The sequence below is a fragment of the Mycobacterium sp. 012931 genome (assembly GCF_000419295.1).
In the GTDB taxonomy this organism is placed as follows: domain Bacteria; phylum Actinomycetota; class Actinomycetes; order Mycobacteriales; family Mycobacteriaceae; genus Mycobacterium; species Mycobacterium marinum.
Genome location: NZ_AOPX01000001.1, coordinates 4,756,398 through 4,773,557, shown reverse-complemented (window position 1 = coordinate 4,773,557; position 17,160 = coordinate 4,756,398). Strand labels below are relative to the sequence as shown.

8 protein-coding genes and 2 pseudogenes are annotated in these 17,160 nt (G+C 65.8%); 5 read left to right on the top strand and 5 right to left on the bottom strand.

The window, feature by feature from the left end; translation table 11 throughout:
* Nucleotides 1–76 precede the first annotated feature (76 nt).
* Nucleotides 77–1,249: an NADP-dependent malic enzyme gene (locus MMSP_RS20975; protein WP_086085107.1), complete on the top strand. Its 1,173-nt coding sequence runs from the start codon at nt 77–79 to the stop codon at nt 1,247–1,249.
* An 11-nt stretch (nt 1,250–1,260) separates the two neighbouring features.
* On the top strand, nt 1,261–2,112 hold the full coding sequence (locus tag MMSP_RS20970; protein ID WP_020788239.1) for a glycine betaine ABC transporter substrate-binding protein: 852 nt from the start codon (nt 1,261–1,263) through the stop codon (nt 2,110–2,112).
* A gap of 36 nt (nt 2,113–2,148) precedes the next feature.
* Here MMSP_RS20970 and MMSP_RS20965 read toward each other — a convergent pair whose 3' ends face one another.
* From MMSP_RS20965 to MMSP_RS20950, 3 genes and pseudogenes are all read right to left on the bottom strand, one after another.
* Nucleotides 2,149–2,982, bottom strand: a complete 834-nt coding sequence (locus tag MMSP_RS20965) for an SDR family oxidoreductase (protein WP_020788238.1) — start codon at nt 2,980–2,982, stop codon at nt 2,149–2,151.
* A 156-nt stretch (nt 2,983–3,138) separates the two neighbouring features.
* Nucleotides 3,139–6,877, bottom strand: a pseudogene (locus tag MMSP_RS20960) (multifunctional oxoglutarate decarboxylase/oxoglutarate dehydrogenase thiamine pyrophosphate-binding subunit/dihydrolipoyllysine-residue succinyltransferase subunit).
* Nucleotides 6,878–7,057: 180 nt separating this feature from the next.
* Entirely contained in the window at nt 7,058–7,816 is a 759-nt protein-coding gene (locus MMSP_RS20950) for a hypothetical protein (RefSeq protein ID WP_015356771.1), read from the bottom strand.
* A gap of 212 nt (nt 7,817–8,028) precedes the next feature.
* On the opposite strand from MMSP_RS20950, the gene MMSP_RS20945 reads away from it, so the two are divergent.
* Nucleotides 8,029–9,900: an MFS transporter gene (locus tag MMSP_RS20945; protein WP_020788236.1), complete on the top strand. Its 1,872-nt coding sequence runs from the start codon at nt 8,029–8,031 to the stop codon at nt 9,898–9,900.
* Between the two features lie 8 nt (nt 9,901–9,908).
* Here MMSP_RS20945 and MMSP_RS20940 read toward each other — a convergent pair.
* Together MMSP_RS20940 and MMSP_RS20935 are read right to left on the bottom strand one after the other, a co-directional pair.
* Nucleotides 9,909–13,316, bottom strand: a pseudogene (locus MMSP_RS20940) (TM0106 family RecB-like putative nuclease).
* 82 nt (nt 13,317–13,398) lie between these two features.
* Nucleotides 13,399–13,995 (bottom strand): LppP/LprE family lipoprotein, encoded by a 597-nt coding sequence (locus MMSP_RS20935; protein ID WP_015356769.1) that lies wholly within the window; start codon nt 13,993–13,995, stop codon nt 13,399–13,401.
* Nucleotides 13,996–14,282: 287 nt separating this feature from the next.
* On the opposite strand from MMSP_RS20935, the gene MMSP_RS20930 reads away from it, so the two are divergent.
* Both MMSP_RS20930 and MMSP_RS20925 read left to right on the top strand, forming a co-directional pair.
* The gene (locus MMSP_RS20930) at nt 14,283–15,998 is read left to right on the top strand and encodes a DEAD/DEAH box helicase (RefSeq protein WP_036426810.1); all 1,716 of its coding nucleotides are present in this window, start codon (nt 14,283–14,285) and stop codon (nt 15,996–15,998) included.
* Entirely contained in the window at nt 15,995–17,137 is a 1,143-nt protein-coding gene (locus MMSP_RS20925) for an acyltransferase (protein ID WP_020788230.1), read from the top strand. Before MMSP_RS20930 ends, MMSP_RS20925 begins: the two co-directional genes overlap by 4 nt.
* Nucleotides 17,138–17,160: the final 23 nt, after the last annotated feature.

The following is a 17,160-nucleotide window of genomic DNA, read 5'->3' as shown; positions in this document are numbered from 1 at the left end:
ATAGTTTCGTCTATGCGGCCAGTACCCTAGGGCGGTGCCAGATACCGCGACTTCAGCGCTGAAACCAGCGAAAGCCCTGAGTAGCCCATCCTCACTGAGCCCGCAGGTTGTCATCGACAACGACGAGATCTTCCGGGCCCACGTAGACGGCAAGCTTTCGGTAGCGCTCATGTCGCCGCTGGACACCCAGCGCGCATTGTCGATCGCCTACACCCCGGGGGTGGCGCAGGTCAGTCGGGCGATTGCCGCCGATCCGGCTCTGGCCGCCCGCTACACCTGGGCCAACCGGCTGATTGCCGTCGTGAGCGACGGTAGCGCGGTCCTGGGTCTCGGCGACATCGGGCCGGCCGCAGCGCTGCCAGTAATGGAAGGTAAGGCCGCGCTGTTCCAGGCCTATGGTGGCTTGAACGCGATCCCGATCGTGCTGGACACCAAGGATCCCGACGAGATCGTTGAAACCCTGGTGCGGTTGCGGCCCACTTTCGGCGCGGTCAACCTCGAGGACATCTCCGCACCGCGCTGCTTCGAGATCGAACGCCGGGTCATCGAGGCGCTGGATTGCCCCGTCATGCACGATGACCAGCACGGCACTGCGATCGTCGTGCTGGCCGCGCTGATGGGTGCCAGCAAGCTGCTTGGCCGAGACATGACCTCGCTGCGGGCGGTGGTTTCCGGCGCCGGAGCCGCCGGCGTCGCGTGTACCAACCTGCTGCTTGCCATGGGGGTCTTCGACATCACCGTGCTCGACTCGCGCGGCATTCTGCACACCTCGCGCGGCGACATGAACAGCGTGAAACTCGACCTGGCCCGGCGCAGCAACCCCCGTGGCCTCACCGGCGGTATGGCCGAAGCGCTCGACGGGGCCGATGTGTTCCTCGGGGTGTCGGGCGGCCTGATTCCCGAAGAACTGATTGCCACGATGGCTCCCGGCGGCATCGTCTTCGCGCTGTCTAACCCGGACCCGGAGATACATCCCGATATTGCCGCCACGTATGCGACGGTGGTGGCTACCGGCCGCAGCGACTACCCCAACCAGATCAACAACGTCCTGGCGTTCCCCGGGGTGTTTCGTGGCGCGCTCGATGCCGGTGCGCGCCGGATCACCCAACGGATGATGGTTGCCGCCGCCGAGGCGATCTTCTCGGTTGTCAGTGACGATCTCGCGGTCGACAAGATCGTTCCGAGTCCGTTGGATCCCCGGGTCGGGGAAGCCGTCGCCGCCGCAGTGGCGATCGCTTCCGACGTCTGAGGCGCCCGGGTGTGAAAATCGGCAGGCTGGCCGCGCTGCTGCTGACGGCGGCGCTTGTGGTCGCCGGTTGTGGGAGTGGCGACCGTCGCGGCGCCGCGGAGCTGGTGGTCGGAGCCACGGCCGACTCCGAGTCGACGCTGCTGGCCGACATCTACGTCGCGGCCCTGCGGTCATACGGATTCCCGGCGCGGGCCGCAACCGCCGCCGACCCGATGGCGAAATTGGACTCCGGTGACTTTACCGTGGTCCCCGCCTTCACCGGTGAGGTCTTGCGGGCGCTACAGCCAAGCGCCACGGCGCTTTCTGACAAAGAGGTCTACCGGGCCATGGTCTCGGCGCTGCCGGAAGGCATTGCCGCTGGTGACTACGCCACCGCCGCCGAAGACAAACCCGCACTGATGATCACCCAAGCCACCGCCGACGGGTGGGGGAGCAGCGAACTGTCCGTGCTGGCGCGCCACTGCGACGGGCTGGTGGTCGGGAAGGTCGGCGGCGGCGCCACCCCGGCGATGGTGGGCCCGTGCCGGCTGCCCGCGGCGGGTGAATTTCCCGACGGTGCCGCGATGTTCGCCCGGCTGCGCGACGGACGGCTGACCGCCGCATGGACCAGCACCGCCAACCCCGCTGTTCCCGCCGGCCTGGTCATGCTGACCGACGGCAAGCCCGCGCTGATCAGGGCCGAGAACGTGGTGCCGCTGTATCGGCGCAACGCGCTCAACGAACGTCAGCTGCTGGCGGTCAACGAGGTGGGCGGTGTGCTGGACACCGCGGCGCTGGTGGACATGCGCCGCCAGGTTGCCGGGGGTGCGGACCCGCAGGCGGTGGCCGCCGGTTGGCTGGGCGAGCATCCGCTGGGGCGTTGAGCGGTTTCACCGTCCTAAGCGCGGGGCCCGCAGACCTCAGCGGTGCGAGGCCGGCACCAGCCGGCCCAGCACCGGCATGAACAGCCGCTGATATCCAGAACCGGTCAGACGCACCACGATGTCCAGGGCTTTGGCGTCCGGGCCGACCAGCACGCGGGCCTTGTTCTTGCGGACCGCCCCCAGGATTATCTTGGCGGCTCGTTCCGGACTGGTGCGGGCCACCCGCTTGTCGAACATCTTGGCCAGTTCGTCGGAATCCAGTCCCTCGGCGGCGGTGGCGTTGCGGGCGATCGCTGTCTTGATGCCGCCCGGGTGCACGGTGGTGACCCCGACCGGATGGCCGGCCAGGATCATCTCCTGGCGCAGCGCCTCGGTGAAGCCGCGCACCGCGAACTTGGCCGCGTTGTAGGCGGCCTGTCCAGAAACTGAGAACAACCCGAACACGCTCGAAACGTTGATGACGTGGCCGTCTCCTGAGGCGATCAGATAGGGCAGGAACGCCTTGGTGCCGTTGAGCACGCCGCCGAAGTCGACGTCCATCACCCGATCGATGTCCTCGAACGCGCAGACCTCGACATCGCCGGTGTGGCCGATGCCGGCGTTGTTGTAGATCTGGTTGACCTTGCCGAAGTGCTCGTTGACCGCGTCCGCGTAGGCCAAGAATGCCTCACGCTCGGTCACGTCGAGTCGATCGGTCTTGACCTCAGCGCCGAGCGCCGTCACCAGCTTCTCGGTCTGCGCCAATCCTTCGGTGTCGACGTCGCTGATCGCTAGCTTGGCACCGGACCGGGCCAACTCGATCGCGAGCGCCCGCCCGATACCCGATCCCGCCCCGGTAACGACGGCGACTTTCCCGGCGAAGCCCTCCATGAACACCCTTCCTCGCGTCAGCCCACTTGTGATCGAGGTTAACCGGTACCGGCGGTCCTCGTTAGTAGGGGTGAGAACGGGAGCCGGCCCTCAGCCGGACTCCTGACGCCGGGAGCACGTCCAGCCCATGGTGGGCAGGTCGCGGGCGGCATGTCCTCAGCCGAACGCGGTGTCCAGGATCTCCTGCTGTTCGACGGCGTGCACCTTCGACGAACCTGATGACGGTGCCGACATGGCCCGGCGGGAAATGCGCTTGACGCCGCTCAGCTTTTCGGGCAGCAGCTCGGGCAGCTCCAGGCCGAACCGTGGCCACGCCCCCTGGTTGGCCGGCTCCTCCTGCACCCAGAAGAACTCCTTGGCGTTGGGGTAGCGGTCCAGCGTTTCGCGCAGCCGGCGCCTGGGCAGTGGAGCGAGTTGCTCGACCCGCACGATCGCCACGTCCTCACGCTTGTCCTTGGCCTTGCGGGCCACCATCTCGTAGTAGATCTTGCCGCTGGTCAGCAGGATTCGGTTCACCAAGTTGCGGTCGCCGACGCCGTCCTCGTAGGTGAGTTCCTCGAGCACCGAGCGGAACTTGATCTCGGTGAAGTCCTTGATGTCACTGACCGCGGCCTTGTTGCGCAGCATCGACTTGGGCGTGAAGACGATCAGCGGGCGCTGAATCCCGTCGAGAGCATGCCTGCGCAGCAGGTGGAAGTAGTTCGACGGAGTCGACGGCATCGCGATGGTCATCGAGCCCTCCGCCCATAACTGCAGGAAGCGTTCGATGCGCCCGGAGGTGTGGTCGGGGCCTTGCCCCTCGTGCCCGTGCGGTAGCAGCAGCACCACGTTCGACAGCTGGCCCCACTTGGCCTCGCCGGAGCTGATGAACTCGTCGATGATCGATTGCGCGCCGTTGACGAAGTCGCCGAACTGCGCTTCCCACAGCACGACGGCGTCGGGGTTGCCCACCGTGTAGCCGTACTCGAAGCCCACCGCCGCGTACTCCGACAGCGGTGAGTCATAAACCAGGAACTTGCCGCCGGTCGGGCTGCCGTCCTTGTTGGTGGTCAGCAGCTGCAGGGGGGTGAATTCCTCGCGGGTGTGGCGGTCGATGATCACCGAATGACGCTGCGAGAAGGTGCCGCGCCGGGTGTCCTGCCCGGAGAACCGCACCAGCTTGCCTTCGGCGACCAGCGAACCAAGCGCCAGCAATTCGGCGAAGGCCCAGTCGATCTTGCCTTCGTAGGCCATTTCCCGGCGCTTTTCCAGCACCGGCTGGACCCGTGGATGGGTAGTGAACCCGTCCGGCACGGCCAGGAACGCGTCGCCGATGCGGGCCAGCAGCGATTTGTCCACCGCGGTGGCCAGCCCCGCCGGAATCATCTGGTCGGATTCGACGGATTCGCTGGGTTGGGCACCGTGCTTCTCGAGCTCGCGGACCTCGTTGAACACCTGCTCCAGCTGGCCCTGGTAGTCGCGCAGCGCGTCCTCGGCTTCCTTGATCGAGATGTCGCCACGGCCGATCAGGGCTTCGGTGTAGCTCTTGCGGACCCCTCGTTTGGTGTCGACGACGTCGTACATCCGCGGGTTGGTCATCGACGGGTCATCGCCCTCGTTGTGTCCGCGCCGGCGGTAGCACAGCATGTCGATGATGACGTCTTTGTTGAACCGCTGCCGGAAGTCCACCGCCAGCCGGGCCACCCACACGCATGCCTCGGGGTCATCGCCGTTGACGTGGAAGATCGGTGCCCCGATTGTCTTGGCGACGTCGGTGCAATATTCGGTGGACCGCGAGTACTCGGGCGCGGTGGTGAAGCCGATCTGGTTGTTGACGATGATGTGGATGGTGCCGCCAACACGGTAACCAGGCAGATTCGCCAGGTTCAGTGTCTCGGCGACCACGCCCTGTCCGGCGAAGGCGGCGTCGCCGTGCAGCATCATCGGCACCACCGAGAAAGCGCGTTGATTCTCGGTGTCGGTCTCGCCATGTTCGAGCAGGTCCTGCTTGGCCCGGACCAGACCCTCGAGCACCGGGTCCACGGCTTCCAGGTGTGACGGGTTGGCGGTCAACGACACCTGAATGTCGTTGTCTCCGAACATCTGTAGATAGACGCCAGTGGCACCGAGGTGATACTTCACATCGCCGGAGCCGTGCGCCTGCGACGGGTTCAGATTGCCCTCGAACTCGCTGAAAATCTGCGAGTACGGCTTGCCGACGATGTTGGCCAGCACGTTGAGCCGGCCGCGGTGCGGCATGCCGATGACCACTTCGTCCAGGCCGTACTCGGCGCACTGGTCGATCGCGGCGTCCATCATCGGGATGACACTCTCGGCGCCCTCGAGTGAGAAACGCTTCTGGCCCACGTACTTGGTCTGCAGGAACGTTTCGAAAGCCTCGGCGGCGTTCAGCTTGCTCAGCACGTATTTCTGTTGGGCCACAGTCGGTTTGACATGCTTGGCCTCGACGCGTTGCTGCAGCCACTGCTGCTGTTCGGGTTCGAGGATGTGTGTGTACTCGACGCCGACATGACGGCAGTAGGCGTCGCGCAGGATCGACAACACGTCGCGCAGCTTCATGTTCTGCGGTCCGGCAAAGCAGCCGCCGACCTTGAACGATCGGTCCAGATCCCACAGCGTCAGCCCGTGGGTGCACACGTCCAGGTCGGGGTGACTGCGGAAGCGGGTCTTGTCCAGGCGAAGCGGATCGATGTCGGCCATCAGGTGACCGCGGTTGCGGTAGGCGGCAATCAGCTCGATGATCCGGGCGTTCTTGTCGACGATCGAGTCCGGGTTGTCGGGGCGCCAGCGCACCGGCAAGTAGGGAATGCTCAACTCGCGGAAGATCTCGTCCCAGAACTCGTCGGCGAGCAGCATCTGGTGGATGGTGCGCAAGAAGTCGCCGGATTCCGCACCCTGGATGATGCGGTGGTCATACGTCGAGGTCAAAGTGATCAGCTTGCCGATACCGAGTTCGGCGATGCGCTCCTCGCTGGCCCCTTGGAACTCGGCCGGGTATTCCATGGCGCCGACACCGATGATGGCGCCCTGACCGGCCATCAGCCGCGGCACCGAATGCACGGTGCCGATGGTTCCGGGGTTGGTCAGCGAAATCGTCACGCCGGAAAAGTCTTCGGCGGTCAGTTTGCCGTCGCGGGCCCGGCGCACGATGTCCTCGTAGGCGGTGACGAACTGCGCGAACCGCATGGTCTCGCACCGCTTGATCCCGGCCACCACCAACGCGCGTTTGCCGTCTTTGCCCTGCAGGTCGATAGCCAGGCCCAGATTGGTGTGCGCCGGCGTGACCGCGTTTGGCTTGCCGTCGACATCGAGGTAATGCCGGTTCATGTTGGGGAACTTTTTGACCGCCTGCACCAGGGCGTAGCCCAGCAGGTGCGTGAACGAGATCTTGCCGCCGCGATTGCGCTTGAGCTGGTTGTTGATGACGATCCGGTTGTCAATCAACAGTTTGGCCGGCACCGCGCGGACGCTGGTTGCGGTCGGCACGTCCAGCGATGCGGACATGTTCTTCACCACCGCCGCGGCGGCGCCGCGCAGCACCTGCATCTCGTCGCCCTCGGCGGGTGGCGGTGCGGGAGCCTTTGCTGGAGCCGCGGCTGGCTTGGCGCTGGGTGCCGCGGCCAGGCGAGCCGTTACCCGCCGCGGGCGGGCCGGCGGCGGGTTTGGCGGGCGCCGGTGCGGGCGCGGGCTTCGCCGGAGCGGCGGCGGGCTTCGCCGGGGCTACGGCGGGCTTTTCCACGGCGGGTTCCGTCGCTTCCTGAGTCGACTCGGGGTTGTAGTCAACCAGGAACTCGTGCCAGCTTGGATCGACCGACGAAGGGTCGTCGCGGAACTTGCGGTACATCTCCTCGACCAGCCATTCGTTTTGTCCGAATGGTGAACTTATGTTGGCCACGGCCGCTGTTCGCCTCAATTCCTTGTTCTAAACGTCCTGCAAGCGCCAACGCGCGACGCCTGCGACTTCTTCCAGCCCCGGATTGGCGGGGCGCTTCACATCCCCGGCGGTTCGGAACGTCTCGCCCCATAAAGGCTAACGCTTTGCTGACGATTCGCCAGAGAGACCAGTCAAGCAGCGCTAGCTGGCATCACGAACGTTGGGCAGTACATGCAGGGTCACCGGCCAGCGTGCCGGCGGGGCGCCGAACGCCGAGCGGGCATTGCGGACCAGCTTCCTGCCGACCAAGCGATTGCCGATCGCGCCGATGATCGCCCCGATGCCGGCGGGCAGCAGTTTGCCGAACAACAGCACGCCACGCTTGAGCGCGAAACGCTTGACGAAGTACTTGAACATTCGCGTGTTCAACTTCGATATGGCCGGCAGCGGCAGCGAGGCCATCGATTCCGATACCCAGACCCCGCTCGTGCGGCCGGACCCGATCACCTCGGCCACCGCATTCTTGCTGTTGTCGCCGACCAGCACCGCCAAGACCAGCGCGCGCCGCCGTTCCCGGTGATCGAGCGGATTATCGTAGACCGACGCCAGCGCGAGTACCAACAGCGCGGTGGCCTCGAGGAATACCGCCGTCTCTCCGGCGGCCGCAGACAACGCGGCCAGGGTCCCGATCCCGGGCAACGTCGCTGCCGCGCCCACGGCGGCTCCACTGGCGGTGACCACAGCCAGGAACCGCTTCTCGATCTTGCTGACAATCTCGGCCGGGCTGGCCGCCGGATGGGCGCGACGCAGTCGGGCCACATATGCCTCCGCCGCCGGGCTCTGTATGTGCGAACTCCGCTCGATGACCTGCGCCAATGCCCGCGTTGACGCTTTGGGCCGGCCCATGATCCCGGTCGGCTGCGCGGCCGGCTCGGACTGTCTTGTTCGTCGGGCGCTCATGTTGCCTCTCTAGAGAACGACTTCCCTTCAGGCTAGCGCCCGGCGCGCGAATTGCAGACCGACTGAAGTAACGGACCGGGCAAGAGTCGCCCGCGGCAATGATTTGGCGGCCCCTGGGCGACCGAACGGCCCCTTGGCACACCCGGAATAATGCACGCTGGACTCCTGGGCGACCTCAGACCAACCGTCAGGAGCCGAAACGAGGTGCGTACATGACCGCGGTGACCAGTCGAGTGCTCGACAAGGGCTACTCGGGGAACCCGTGGAACGCGCTGTCGGCGATGATGATCGGCTTCTTCATGATCATGTTGGACTCGACCATCGTCTCGATCGCCAACCCGACCATCATGGCTGAGCTGCATATCGGCTATGCCGACGTCGTCTGGGTGACCAGCGCCTACCTGCTGGGTTATGCGGTGGTGTTGCTGGTGGCGGGCCGGCTCGGCGACCGGTTCGGTCCCAAGAACCTCTACCTGATCGGCTTGTCGGTGTTCACCGCCGCATCGATGTGGTGTGGCCTGGCCGGCACCGCCGCCATGCTGATCGCCGCTCGGACGGTGCAAGGCATCGGTGCCGGGCTGCTGACGCCGCAGACCTTGTCGACCATCACCCGCATCTTCCCGGCAACCCGCCGCGGCGCCGCCCTGGGCCTGTGGGGAGCCGCGGCCGGCGTCGCCAGCCTGGTCGGGCCGCTGATTGGTGGGGTCCTGGTCAGCGGTCTGGGCTGGGAGTGGATTTTCTTCGTCAACATCCCCATCGGCCTGGCCGGCCTGGTGGTGGCCTATTTGCTGGTCCCGGATCTGCCCGTGCACGCGCAGCGCTTCGATCTGATCGGAGTCGGGTTGTCCGGGGCGGGCATGTTCTTGCTGGTTTTCGGGCTTCAGGAAGGTCAGGCCGCGGACTGGGCGCCGTGGATCTGGGCGGTGCTGGTCGCCGGTGTGGGGTTCATGGCGATGTTCGTCTACTGGCAGGCGCTCAACCATCGGGCGCCGTTGATCTCGCTGGCGATCTTTCGGGACTGGGAGTTCAGCCTGTGCAACATCGGGGTAGGGATCACCGCATTCGCGACGACGGCGCCGATGTTGCCGCTGACGTTTTATGCGCAGTCGGTGTGTGGGCTGTCGCCGGCTCGGGCGGCGGTGCTGATAGCTCCGGTGGCGCTCGCCAGCGGTGTGCTCGCACCGGTGGTCGGAATGCTGGTGGATCGGTCGCATCCGCTGCCCGTGCTGGGATTCGGTTTCTCCGCGCTGGCGATCTCGATGACCTGGCTTTCGATCGAAATGGTGCCCGAAACGCCAGTCTGGCGGCTGGTGCTGCCGTTTGCCGCGATGGGTGCCGGGATGGCGTTCGTCTGGTCTCCGTTGGCCGCCACCGCGACTCGCAATCTGCCGGCGCATCTGGCCGGTGCGGGCTCGGGTGTCTACAACGCCACCCGCAAGCTCGGGGCGGTACTGGGCAGCGCCAGCATGGCTGCGTTCATGACGTGGCGGATCACCGCCGAGATGCCGCCGGGGTTCGACGCAGACCGCGGATTCAGCGGCGGCGACGGTGGGCTGCAACTGCCTGAGGTGGTGTGCACGCCGTTCTCGGCGGCGATGTCGCAATCGATGCTGCTGCCCGCATTCATCGCCGTGTTCGGCATCATTGCCGCCCTGTTCCTGGTCCGCTCGCGCACGGCGCTGGTGCGCGCGCACGATCGGGCCAGCCACGCCGATGACGACCATGTCGACCGCGGCGACTATGGCTATGGCGACTATGGCGAGCAAGACGACTTTGGCGAGCAAGACGACTATGTCGAGTTCGTCCTGCGGCCGGAGCCTGCCGTCGGGACACACCGGCACACCGAAATCCGACGTCCCCTCAGCGGGGCGAGCGGGAATGGGCCAGCGGTGGCCGGCCGCGGGCAACAACCACACTCGGCCAGGTTCGAAAAGTGGCGCGACGATGCCGCCGATGGTCACGCTGCCCCGATCGAACACAATGGCGCCCGGGTCGATGCCAGGCGCCGATTTCGTCCGGTCGCCGACTTCTTGCCGGCCCCCGACCAGGACGACGCCGCCGGGTCCGGGCACTCGTTGCCCTGAGCGCGTTCTCAGCCTGGTTCGGTCAGAGCCAGAAATGCGCCCAAATCCACCAGGCCGGCCGGTGTGCCGGGCAGATACCGGGTCAGCAGCTCGGAGCGCACGATCACCGCGGCATACTGCGCCCGACTGATGGCGACGTTGAGGCGATTCCTGTTGAGCAGAAACGAGATTCCGCGGGGAACGTCGTCCACAGATTAGGCCGTCATCGAGACGAAGACGACGGGGGCCTGCGCGCCCTGGAACTTGTCGACGGTGCCGACCCGAACCCCATTCAGGCCGGCGGACAGCAGTCGCTGCCGGATCAGGGCCACCTGGGCGTTGTACGGTGCCAGCACCAGCAGGTCGCGGGTGGCCAGGGGGCGGGTGCCGTGTTCGTCGGTCCAGGGCGAGCCGAGTAGCCGCTGGATCTGGGCCAGGATCGCCTCGGCTTCCTCGGCGCTCTCGATCGAATTGCCCTGGTGCTCGACGGCAAGCACGTGGACGCCGGGCGGGCTTGCGCTGAGCCGACGCGCGGTGGTGCGCTCGGTGTGGGAATGCAGCTTGCCCGCGTAGGACAGCATCGAGACGGCATGGCAGACCGCGGGATGCATGCGGAACGAGCGATCCAGAAAGTATCCCCGCTCCTCGGGTAGTGTGCGCTGGCCGTCAACCAGCCATTCCAGTGCTGAGACATCGACGGGTTCGGGATGTTTGCCCTCACTGACCTGCGGTAGCTGCTGCGGGTCTCCCAGCAGCAACAAGTTCGCCGCCGCCGGTGCCACGGCGACGGTATTGGCCAAGCAGAACTGGCCGGCTTCATCCACCACCAGCAGATCCAGACTGCCCGGAGGCACCCGATTGCCGTTGGCAAAATCCCAGGCCGTACCGCCGACGACGCATCCTGGGTGGTCGGCGATGAAGGCCGCGTAGTGGTTGCCGTCGATCTCCTGCCAGCGGGGTGCGCCGTGGTCGTAACGCTTCTTGGCTATTCGTGCCGGGTCGAGCCCGGCATCAATCACGCAGTCCAGCAGGTTTTCCACGGTGGCGTGCGATTGCGCGACCACGCCCACGCGCCAGCAATGTTCTTGCACCAGTCGCCCGATCACCCGCGCGGCGGTGTGGGTCTTGCCGGTGCCCGGCGGCCCGTGCACCGCCAGGTAGGACGAATCCAGGTCCAGCACCGCGGCGGTGATGTCGGCGACCGTATCGCCGCTACGCGGTAGTGGCGCCGCGCTGCGGGTGCGTGGCGGGCATCGCAGCAGCACGTCGATCAACGCGGTGCGGGGGAGCCGCGGTAACTCAGCGGCCGCGGCCGCGGCGGTGGCTTCGATGGAATCGCGCAACGCCCTGGTCGGTACCGGTGGCCCGGGGGTCAGTACGAACGGCAGCTGCTGAAAGGTCGCGCCGTCTGCGCCGGTCCGTTCAAGGATGACCACGTCGGTGGGCAGACTCGGATCGTCGAGTTCCACAATCTCGGCGTGGCCTGCGGCTCGCAGGTCGGGGTCGGCGGTCATGCTGGGCGGAGCCGGGGGTTGGTAGAGCGCAAACACGCTGGTCTTGAGATCTCCACGTGCGAGCTCTCCGGTCAATCGGACTCGCCGCTGTGGTTTGCGAGCTCGCGCAGGCGTATGCCATGTGACGGTGACCGAGGCGTGATCGACAATGAAAACGTCTGTGCTGTCCGACCATTCGTCGATGGGATAGTTCAGCCGGTCGAAGTGAGACCACCAGAACGGCTTGTCTTCCCGGCGGTGATAGCCGCGGGCGGCAGCCAGCAGTGCGACCGCCGTCTGTTCGGCGGTGCGGTTGCCGGACGCTGCGTCGCCGGCGAAATCCGACAACGTTGCCGCCAGTTCGTCGTGGTCTTCGATCGCGTCCCGCCTAGGAACGGGTTGCACCCCGATCGGTGTGACTCCGGCCTCCCAAGCGCGGATCAGCAGCCAGTCCCGCAATTCGCGGGTGGAGCGGCAGTCATAGTGGTTGTAGTCTTCGATCTCCTTGAGCACGGTCGCGGCCTCATCCAACCGCCCGTCGGCACGCAGTTGGCTGTAGCGGGCGTAGGAAGTGATCGAGTCAGTGGCGGTGGTGACCTCGCCGGAACGTAGCTGTGCCCCCATGTACAGCGGCTCGAGCGCCTTCAAACTGACCGACTCTGCGCCAACCCGAAAGCTCTTGCGCACCACAGGGTATAGGTCAACCAACACTCCGTTTCGGAGCAGATCATCGATGGCGTCCTCGCCGACTCCGTAGCGGCCGGCAAGCCGAAGCAGCGCCGTCTTCTCATACGGCGCGTAGTGATAGATGTGCATGTTGGGGTGACGCTTGCGACGTTTGGCCACCAAAGCCAGAAAGTCGGTGAGCGCCTTGCGTTCGTCCCTGCGATCATGCGCCCACAGTGGGCGGAAGGCTCCCTTCTTTCCCGCTTCCAACACCCCGAACAGGTACTCCAGGCCCCACTCGTGGCCGTCCGCCGTCCACAGCGGATCGCCCTCAAAGTCGAAGAACAGATCGCCAGGATTTGGTTCGGGTAGCAGCGCCAACGGCTGCGGGTCGCTGATCTCATACTGCGGTGTACCGGTATCGCGTTGCTGCACTTGAATTTTGGCTTGCGCGGCAAGTTTGGCTAGGGCGTTCGCTGAGAGTTCGGGCACCGCACCGGTGTGGCTTGCCAGCCCGCCGATTGTGGTGATGCCGGCGTCCAGCAGCTTTTCTCGCTGGCTGACCCGCATCCCCGCGACCAGCAGCAGATCATCGCGACGACGCAGCTCCTCCATGCAGAGCTCACAGCGGAAACATGCCCGCACACCGTGGTCGTCCCAGCACACCGCGGTGTCCGCGGCGTAGCGCTCGTCGAGCAGCCGCTGCAGCTCGGCACGCTGGGCCCGGTAGACCGGGATCAGATCGCTGACCCGGAAATGCACCACCGTGCCGTCCCCGAGTTCCAGGTCGGCCTCCGGGGCCACCGGTACACCCGCGCCGGTCAGGGCATCGGTGTAGGCCCCCAGCTGCATCAGCGCGGTGACCTTAGGTGAGCGCGCCAGCTTGGTGTCGGTGATCCGATAGCGTTCGCGGTCGCGAATCAGGAAATCGGCAAACCCGACGAAGCGGCCGTCGAACATCGCGGCTTGATACACCACGGGCGCGCGGTCGGCGATGGCGCGTTGGGTGGCCTCAGCGGCGGCTGTCAGCCCAGCCAGGGTGTATGCCGGATGGCCGATGACCGCGATCTCACCGAACTGGTCGCGCAGCCGGTCGAGTGTGCGTCTTTCATGTTCATTCCCGAGCTCGGTGGTGCGCGCCAGCAGATCGTCCTCGGCGGAGATGGCGGGACCCCGGCCCAATTTCGAGTCAAAATGGCGCAGGAACGCGAATTCGCACCGCGCGGCGGCAGCAAGATCCGAGGCGCTGTAGACGACGACGTCGCCGGCGACGAACACAGCAGCCACTCTAATGAGGGCCGGTCGAGACCGATCTGCATCGGTCTCGGCGGCTTAGCGCTCAGGGGTGCGGCCGGTTTGGTTACCCGGTCTTATTGCTGATCAGCTCGACGCCGTTGCCATTCCATCGGAACTTCACGACGCTGCCCAACCCGCTGATGCCGGTGGCGTACGTCAACGCAACCGTGTCACCGGTGCACTGCGAGGTGTCAATCCCGTTGAACCCGTAGGTATCGGGCACGCCCTGCGGGATGAATTTGCCTTGGTGGAACAGCACCGCTCTGGTGGTCGGATTATCGCCGTTGGTGTTGGCCCTGATGACTACCGCCGACAGCTGGGCACACTCGTTGTAGTTGCCCGCCAGCGGTTCGGGATTCCAGGGCTGCTCACTGCGCGGATCGCGGGGTAATTCGGAAACAACCTTTGCGATGGTGGGCGAGGCGAGGTTGACGGCGCAGGGGTCGGCCGGCGAGGGGCTGCTCGGGGGCTCGGCGGCCGCCGGGGGTGGGTCGGCCGCATTCGGTTCGTTGGAATTGACGGCTGAGGTGGTGGTTCTGGCTTCTGGAGTCTTGGCGACGATCGAGTCTCCCGAGCCGCAACCGGTCAGTGTCGCGGCAACCAATGCGAGCGCGCCGGTAAGCGGCGCGACTGGGCACGGGAGCGACTTCACACCGCGCACCGTACCGTCGCGGGGCCCTCAGGTGTGGCAGGCGTGGCCGCGCGATCACCCTCTTCTGGTGGCGACCCGCGGCGCCCGGCGTCGCCGGGCTTGCGATCCCCGCGGGAGTTGATGGTGGTGACCCGTGGCGCCCGGCGTCGCCGGGCTTGCGATCCCCGCGGGAACTGTTGGTGGTGACCCGTGGCGCCCGGCGTCGCCGGGCTTGCGATCCCCGCGGGAACTGTTGGTGGTGACCCGTGGCGCCCGGCGTCGCCGGGCTTGCGATCCCCACTAAACTCCATGCCTTGATGGCCAACCCCGAAAACCCGCCTGCGGTACCCCCTGCCACCTTCGCCGACCTACAGATTCATCCGTCGGTCATGCGAGCAATCGCCGACGTCGGTTACGAGTCCCCGACGGGGATTCAGGCTGCGACCATCCCCGCGCTGATGGCGGGTTCCGACGTGGTGGGGCTGGCGCAGACCGGCACCGGCAAGACGGCGGCGTTCGCGATCCCGATTCTGTCGAAAATCGACACCACCAGCACCGCAACCCAGGCGCTCGTGCTGGCCCCCACCCGCGAGCTGGCCCTTCAGGTGGCTGAGGCGTTTAGTCGGTACGGCGCCCATCTATCGCGCCTCAACGTGCTTCCGGTTTATGGCGGGTCGTCGTATGCCATACAACTGGCCGGTCTGCGGCGCGGCGCGCAGGTTGTGGTGGGGACACCCGGGAGGGTCATCGACCACCTGGAACGACGAACGCTTGATCTGTCCCGGGTGGACTACTTGGTGCTCGACGAGGCAGACGAGATGCTCACCATGGGCTTCGCCGAAGACGTTGAACGCATCCTGTCCGAAACCCCGGAATACAAGCAGGTCGCATTGTTCTCGGCGACCATGCCGCCGGCAATCCGAAAAATCACCACTAGATATCTGCACGATCCGCTGGAAGTCAAATCCGAAGCGAAAACCGCTACCGCCGAAAATATTTCGCAGCGGTATATCCAGGTGGCCGGTCCGCGCAGGATGGATGCGCTTACCCGGGTGCTCGAGGTCGAGCCGTTTGAGGCGATGATCGTGTTTGTCCGCACCAAACAGGCCACCGAGGAGGTTGCCGAGAAGCTGCGGGCACGAGGGTTTTCCGCGGCGGCCATCAACGGCGATATTCCGCAGGGACAGCGCGAGCGAACCATCACGGCGCTGCGCGACGGCGGCATCGACATCCTGGTCGCCACTGACGTGGCCGCGCGCGGGCTGGACGTCGAGCGGATATCGCATGTGCTCAACTACGACATCCCGCACGACACCGAGTCCTACGTGCACCGAATTGGGCGCACCGGTCGGGCCGGGCGTTCGGGTGCGGCATTGTTGTTTGTCTCCCCGCGGGAGCGACACCTGCTCAAACTGATCGAAAAGGCCACTCGGCAAACACTGACCGAGGCCGAGTTGCCCACCGTGGAAGACGTCAACGCCCAGCGGGTGGCGAAGTTTGCCGATTCCATCACCCACGCGCTGAGCAATACGGGCATCGAGTTGTTCCGCAGGCTGGTCGAGGACTACGAGCGCGAGCACAACGTCCCGATGGCTGACATCGCTGCGGCGCTGGCATTGCAGTCGCGCGACGGCGAGGAATTCCTGCTGGCGCCCGATCCGCCACCAGATCAGCGCGAGCGCCATCCCCGCAATGAGCGCAAGGAACGTCCGGAGAGGCGCAGAAGCGGCGGCGCCTTCAGCACGTATCGCATCTCGGTTGGCAAACGGCACAAAGTCGGTCCGGGCGCGATCGTCGGCGCCATCGCCAACGAGGGCGGGTTGCACCGCAGCGACTTCGGCCACATCACTATCGGGCCGGATTTCTCGCTGGTGGAGCTGCCGGTCAAACTGCCCCGCGAAACACTGAAAAAGCTCGAACAAACCAGGATTTCGGGTGTGTTGATCAACCTTCGCCCCGACCGCCCCGCCGATAAGGCGTACAAGGCGCGCCGCAACGATGGTGGCAAACCTCGGCGGAAACGCCTCGGATGACCCTGCCCGAAGCCACCGACGCCCAAGGCGGACTCGAGCAGATCTCGCACGTGGATCGGGTTGCGTCGCTGACCGGAATCCGTGCGGTCGCCGCACTGCTGGTGGTCGCCACCCACGCGGCTTACACCACCGGCAAGTACACCCATGGCTACTGGGGCCTGGTGTCGGCCCGGATGGAGATCGGCGTGCCGATCTTCTTCGTGCTATCCGGCTTCCTGCTGTTCCGCCCGTGGGTGCACTCCGCGGTCACCGGCGCTCCTCCGCCTTCATTGCGCCGCTACACGGCACACCGGGTGCGCCGCATCATGCCTGCCTATGTGGTCGTCGTGCTGATCGCCTACGTGATCTACCACTACCGCATCGCCGGACCGAACCCCGGACACAGCTGGATGGGGTTGGTGCGCAACCTCACGCTGACCCAGATCTACACCGACGGGTACCTGGGTTCATACCTGCATCAGGGATTGACCCAAATGTGGAGCCTGGCGGTGGAGGCCTCCTTCTACGTATTGCTCCCGTTCCTGGCCTACCTGCTGCTGGTGGTGATCAGCCGACGCCGCTGGCAGCCGAAGTTGGTGGTCGGTGCGTTGCTCGCGATGGCCACCATCACCCCGGGCTGGCTGGTGCTGATACACACCGTTTCGTTGTTTCCCGACGGAGCTCGCCTGTGGTTGCCCAGCTATCTCGCCTGGTTCTTGGGCGGCATGTTGCTGACGGTCCTACAGGCGATGAAGGTGCAATGCTATGCACTCGCGGCGCTACCGTTGGCCACCATCTGCTATTTCATCGTCGCCACGCCGATCGCGGGTGCCCCCACCACGTCGCCTGCGGCGCTGACCGAAGCCGTGGTCAAAGCCTGCTTCTATACCGTGATCGCCACGCTGGCCGTAGCGCCATTGGCCCTGGGGGATCAGGGCTGGTATTCCCAACTGCTGGCCAGCCGGCCGATGGTCTGGCTCGGTGAAATCTCCTATGAGATCTTCCTGGTCCACCTGGTGACGATGGAATTCGCGATGGTCTGCGTGGTCCGGTACCGGGTGTACACCGGCTCCATGCTGAACCTGTTCATCGCCACCATGGTCATCACGATCCCGCTGGCCTGGGTGCTACACCGCTTTACCCGGGTCAGGTCCGAGTAGACCCATCGCGACGGCGGGCCAGC

Excerpts from the sequence above, each read along its gene's own strand:
- MMSP_RS20965 (WP_020788238.1), bottom strand. The coding sequence starts at position 2,982 with ATGGAGGGCTTCGCCGGGAAAGTCGCCGTCGTTACCGGGGCGGGATCG.
- MMSP_RS20950 (WP_015356771.1), bottom strand. The coding sequence starts at position 7,816 with ATGAGCGCCCGACGAACAAGACAGTCCGAGCCGGCCGCGCAGCCGACC.
- MMSP_RS20945 (WP_020788236.1), top strand. The coding sequence starts at position 8,029 with ATGACCGCGGTGACCAGTCGAGTGCTCGACAAGGGCTACTCGGGGAAC.
- MMSP_RS20930 (WP_036426810.1), top strand. The coding sequence starts at position 14,283 with ATGGCCAACCCCGAAAACCCGCCTGCGGTACCCCCTGCCACCTTCGCC.
- MMSP_RS20925 (WP_020788230.1), top strand. The coding sequence starts at position 15,995 with ATGACCCTGCCCGAAGCCACCGACGCCCAAGGCGGACTCGAGCAGATC.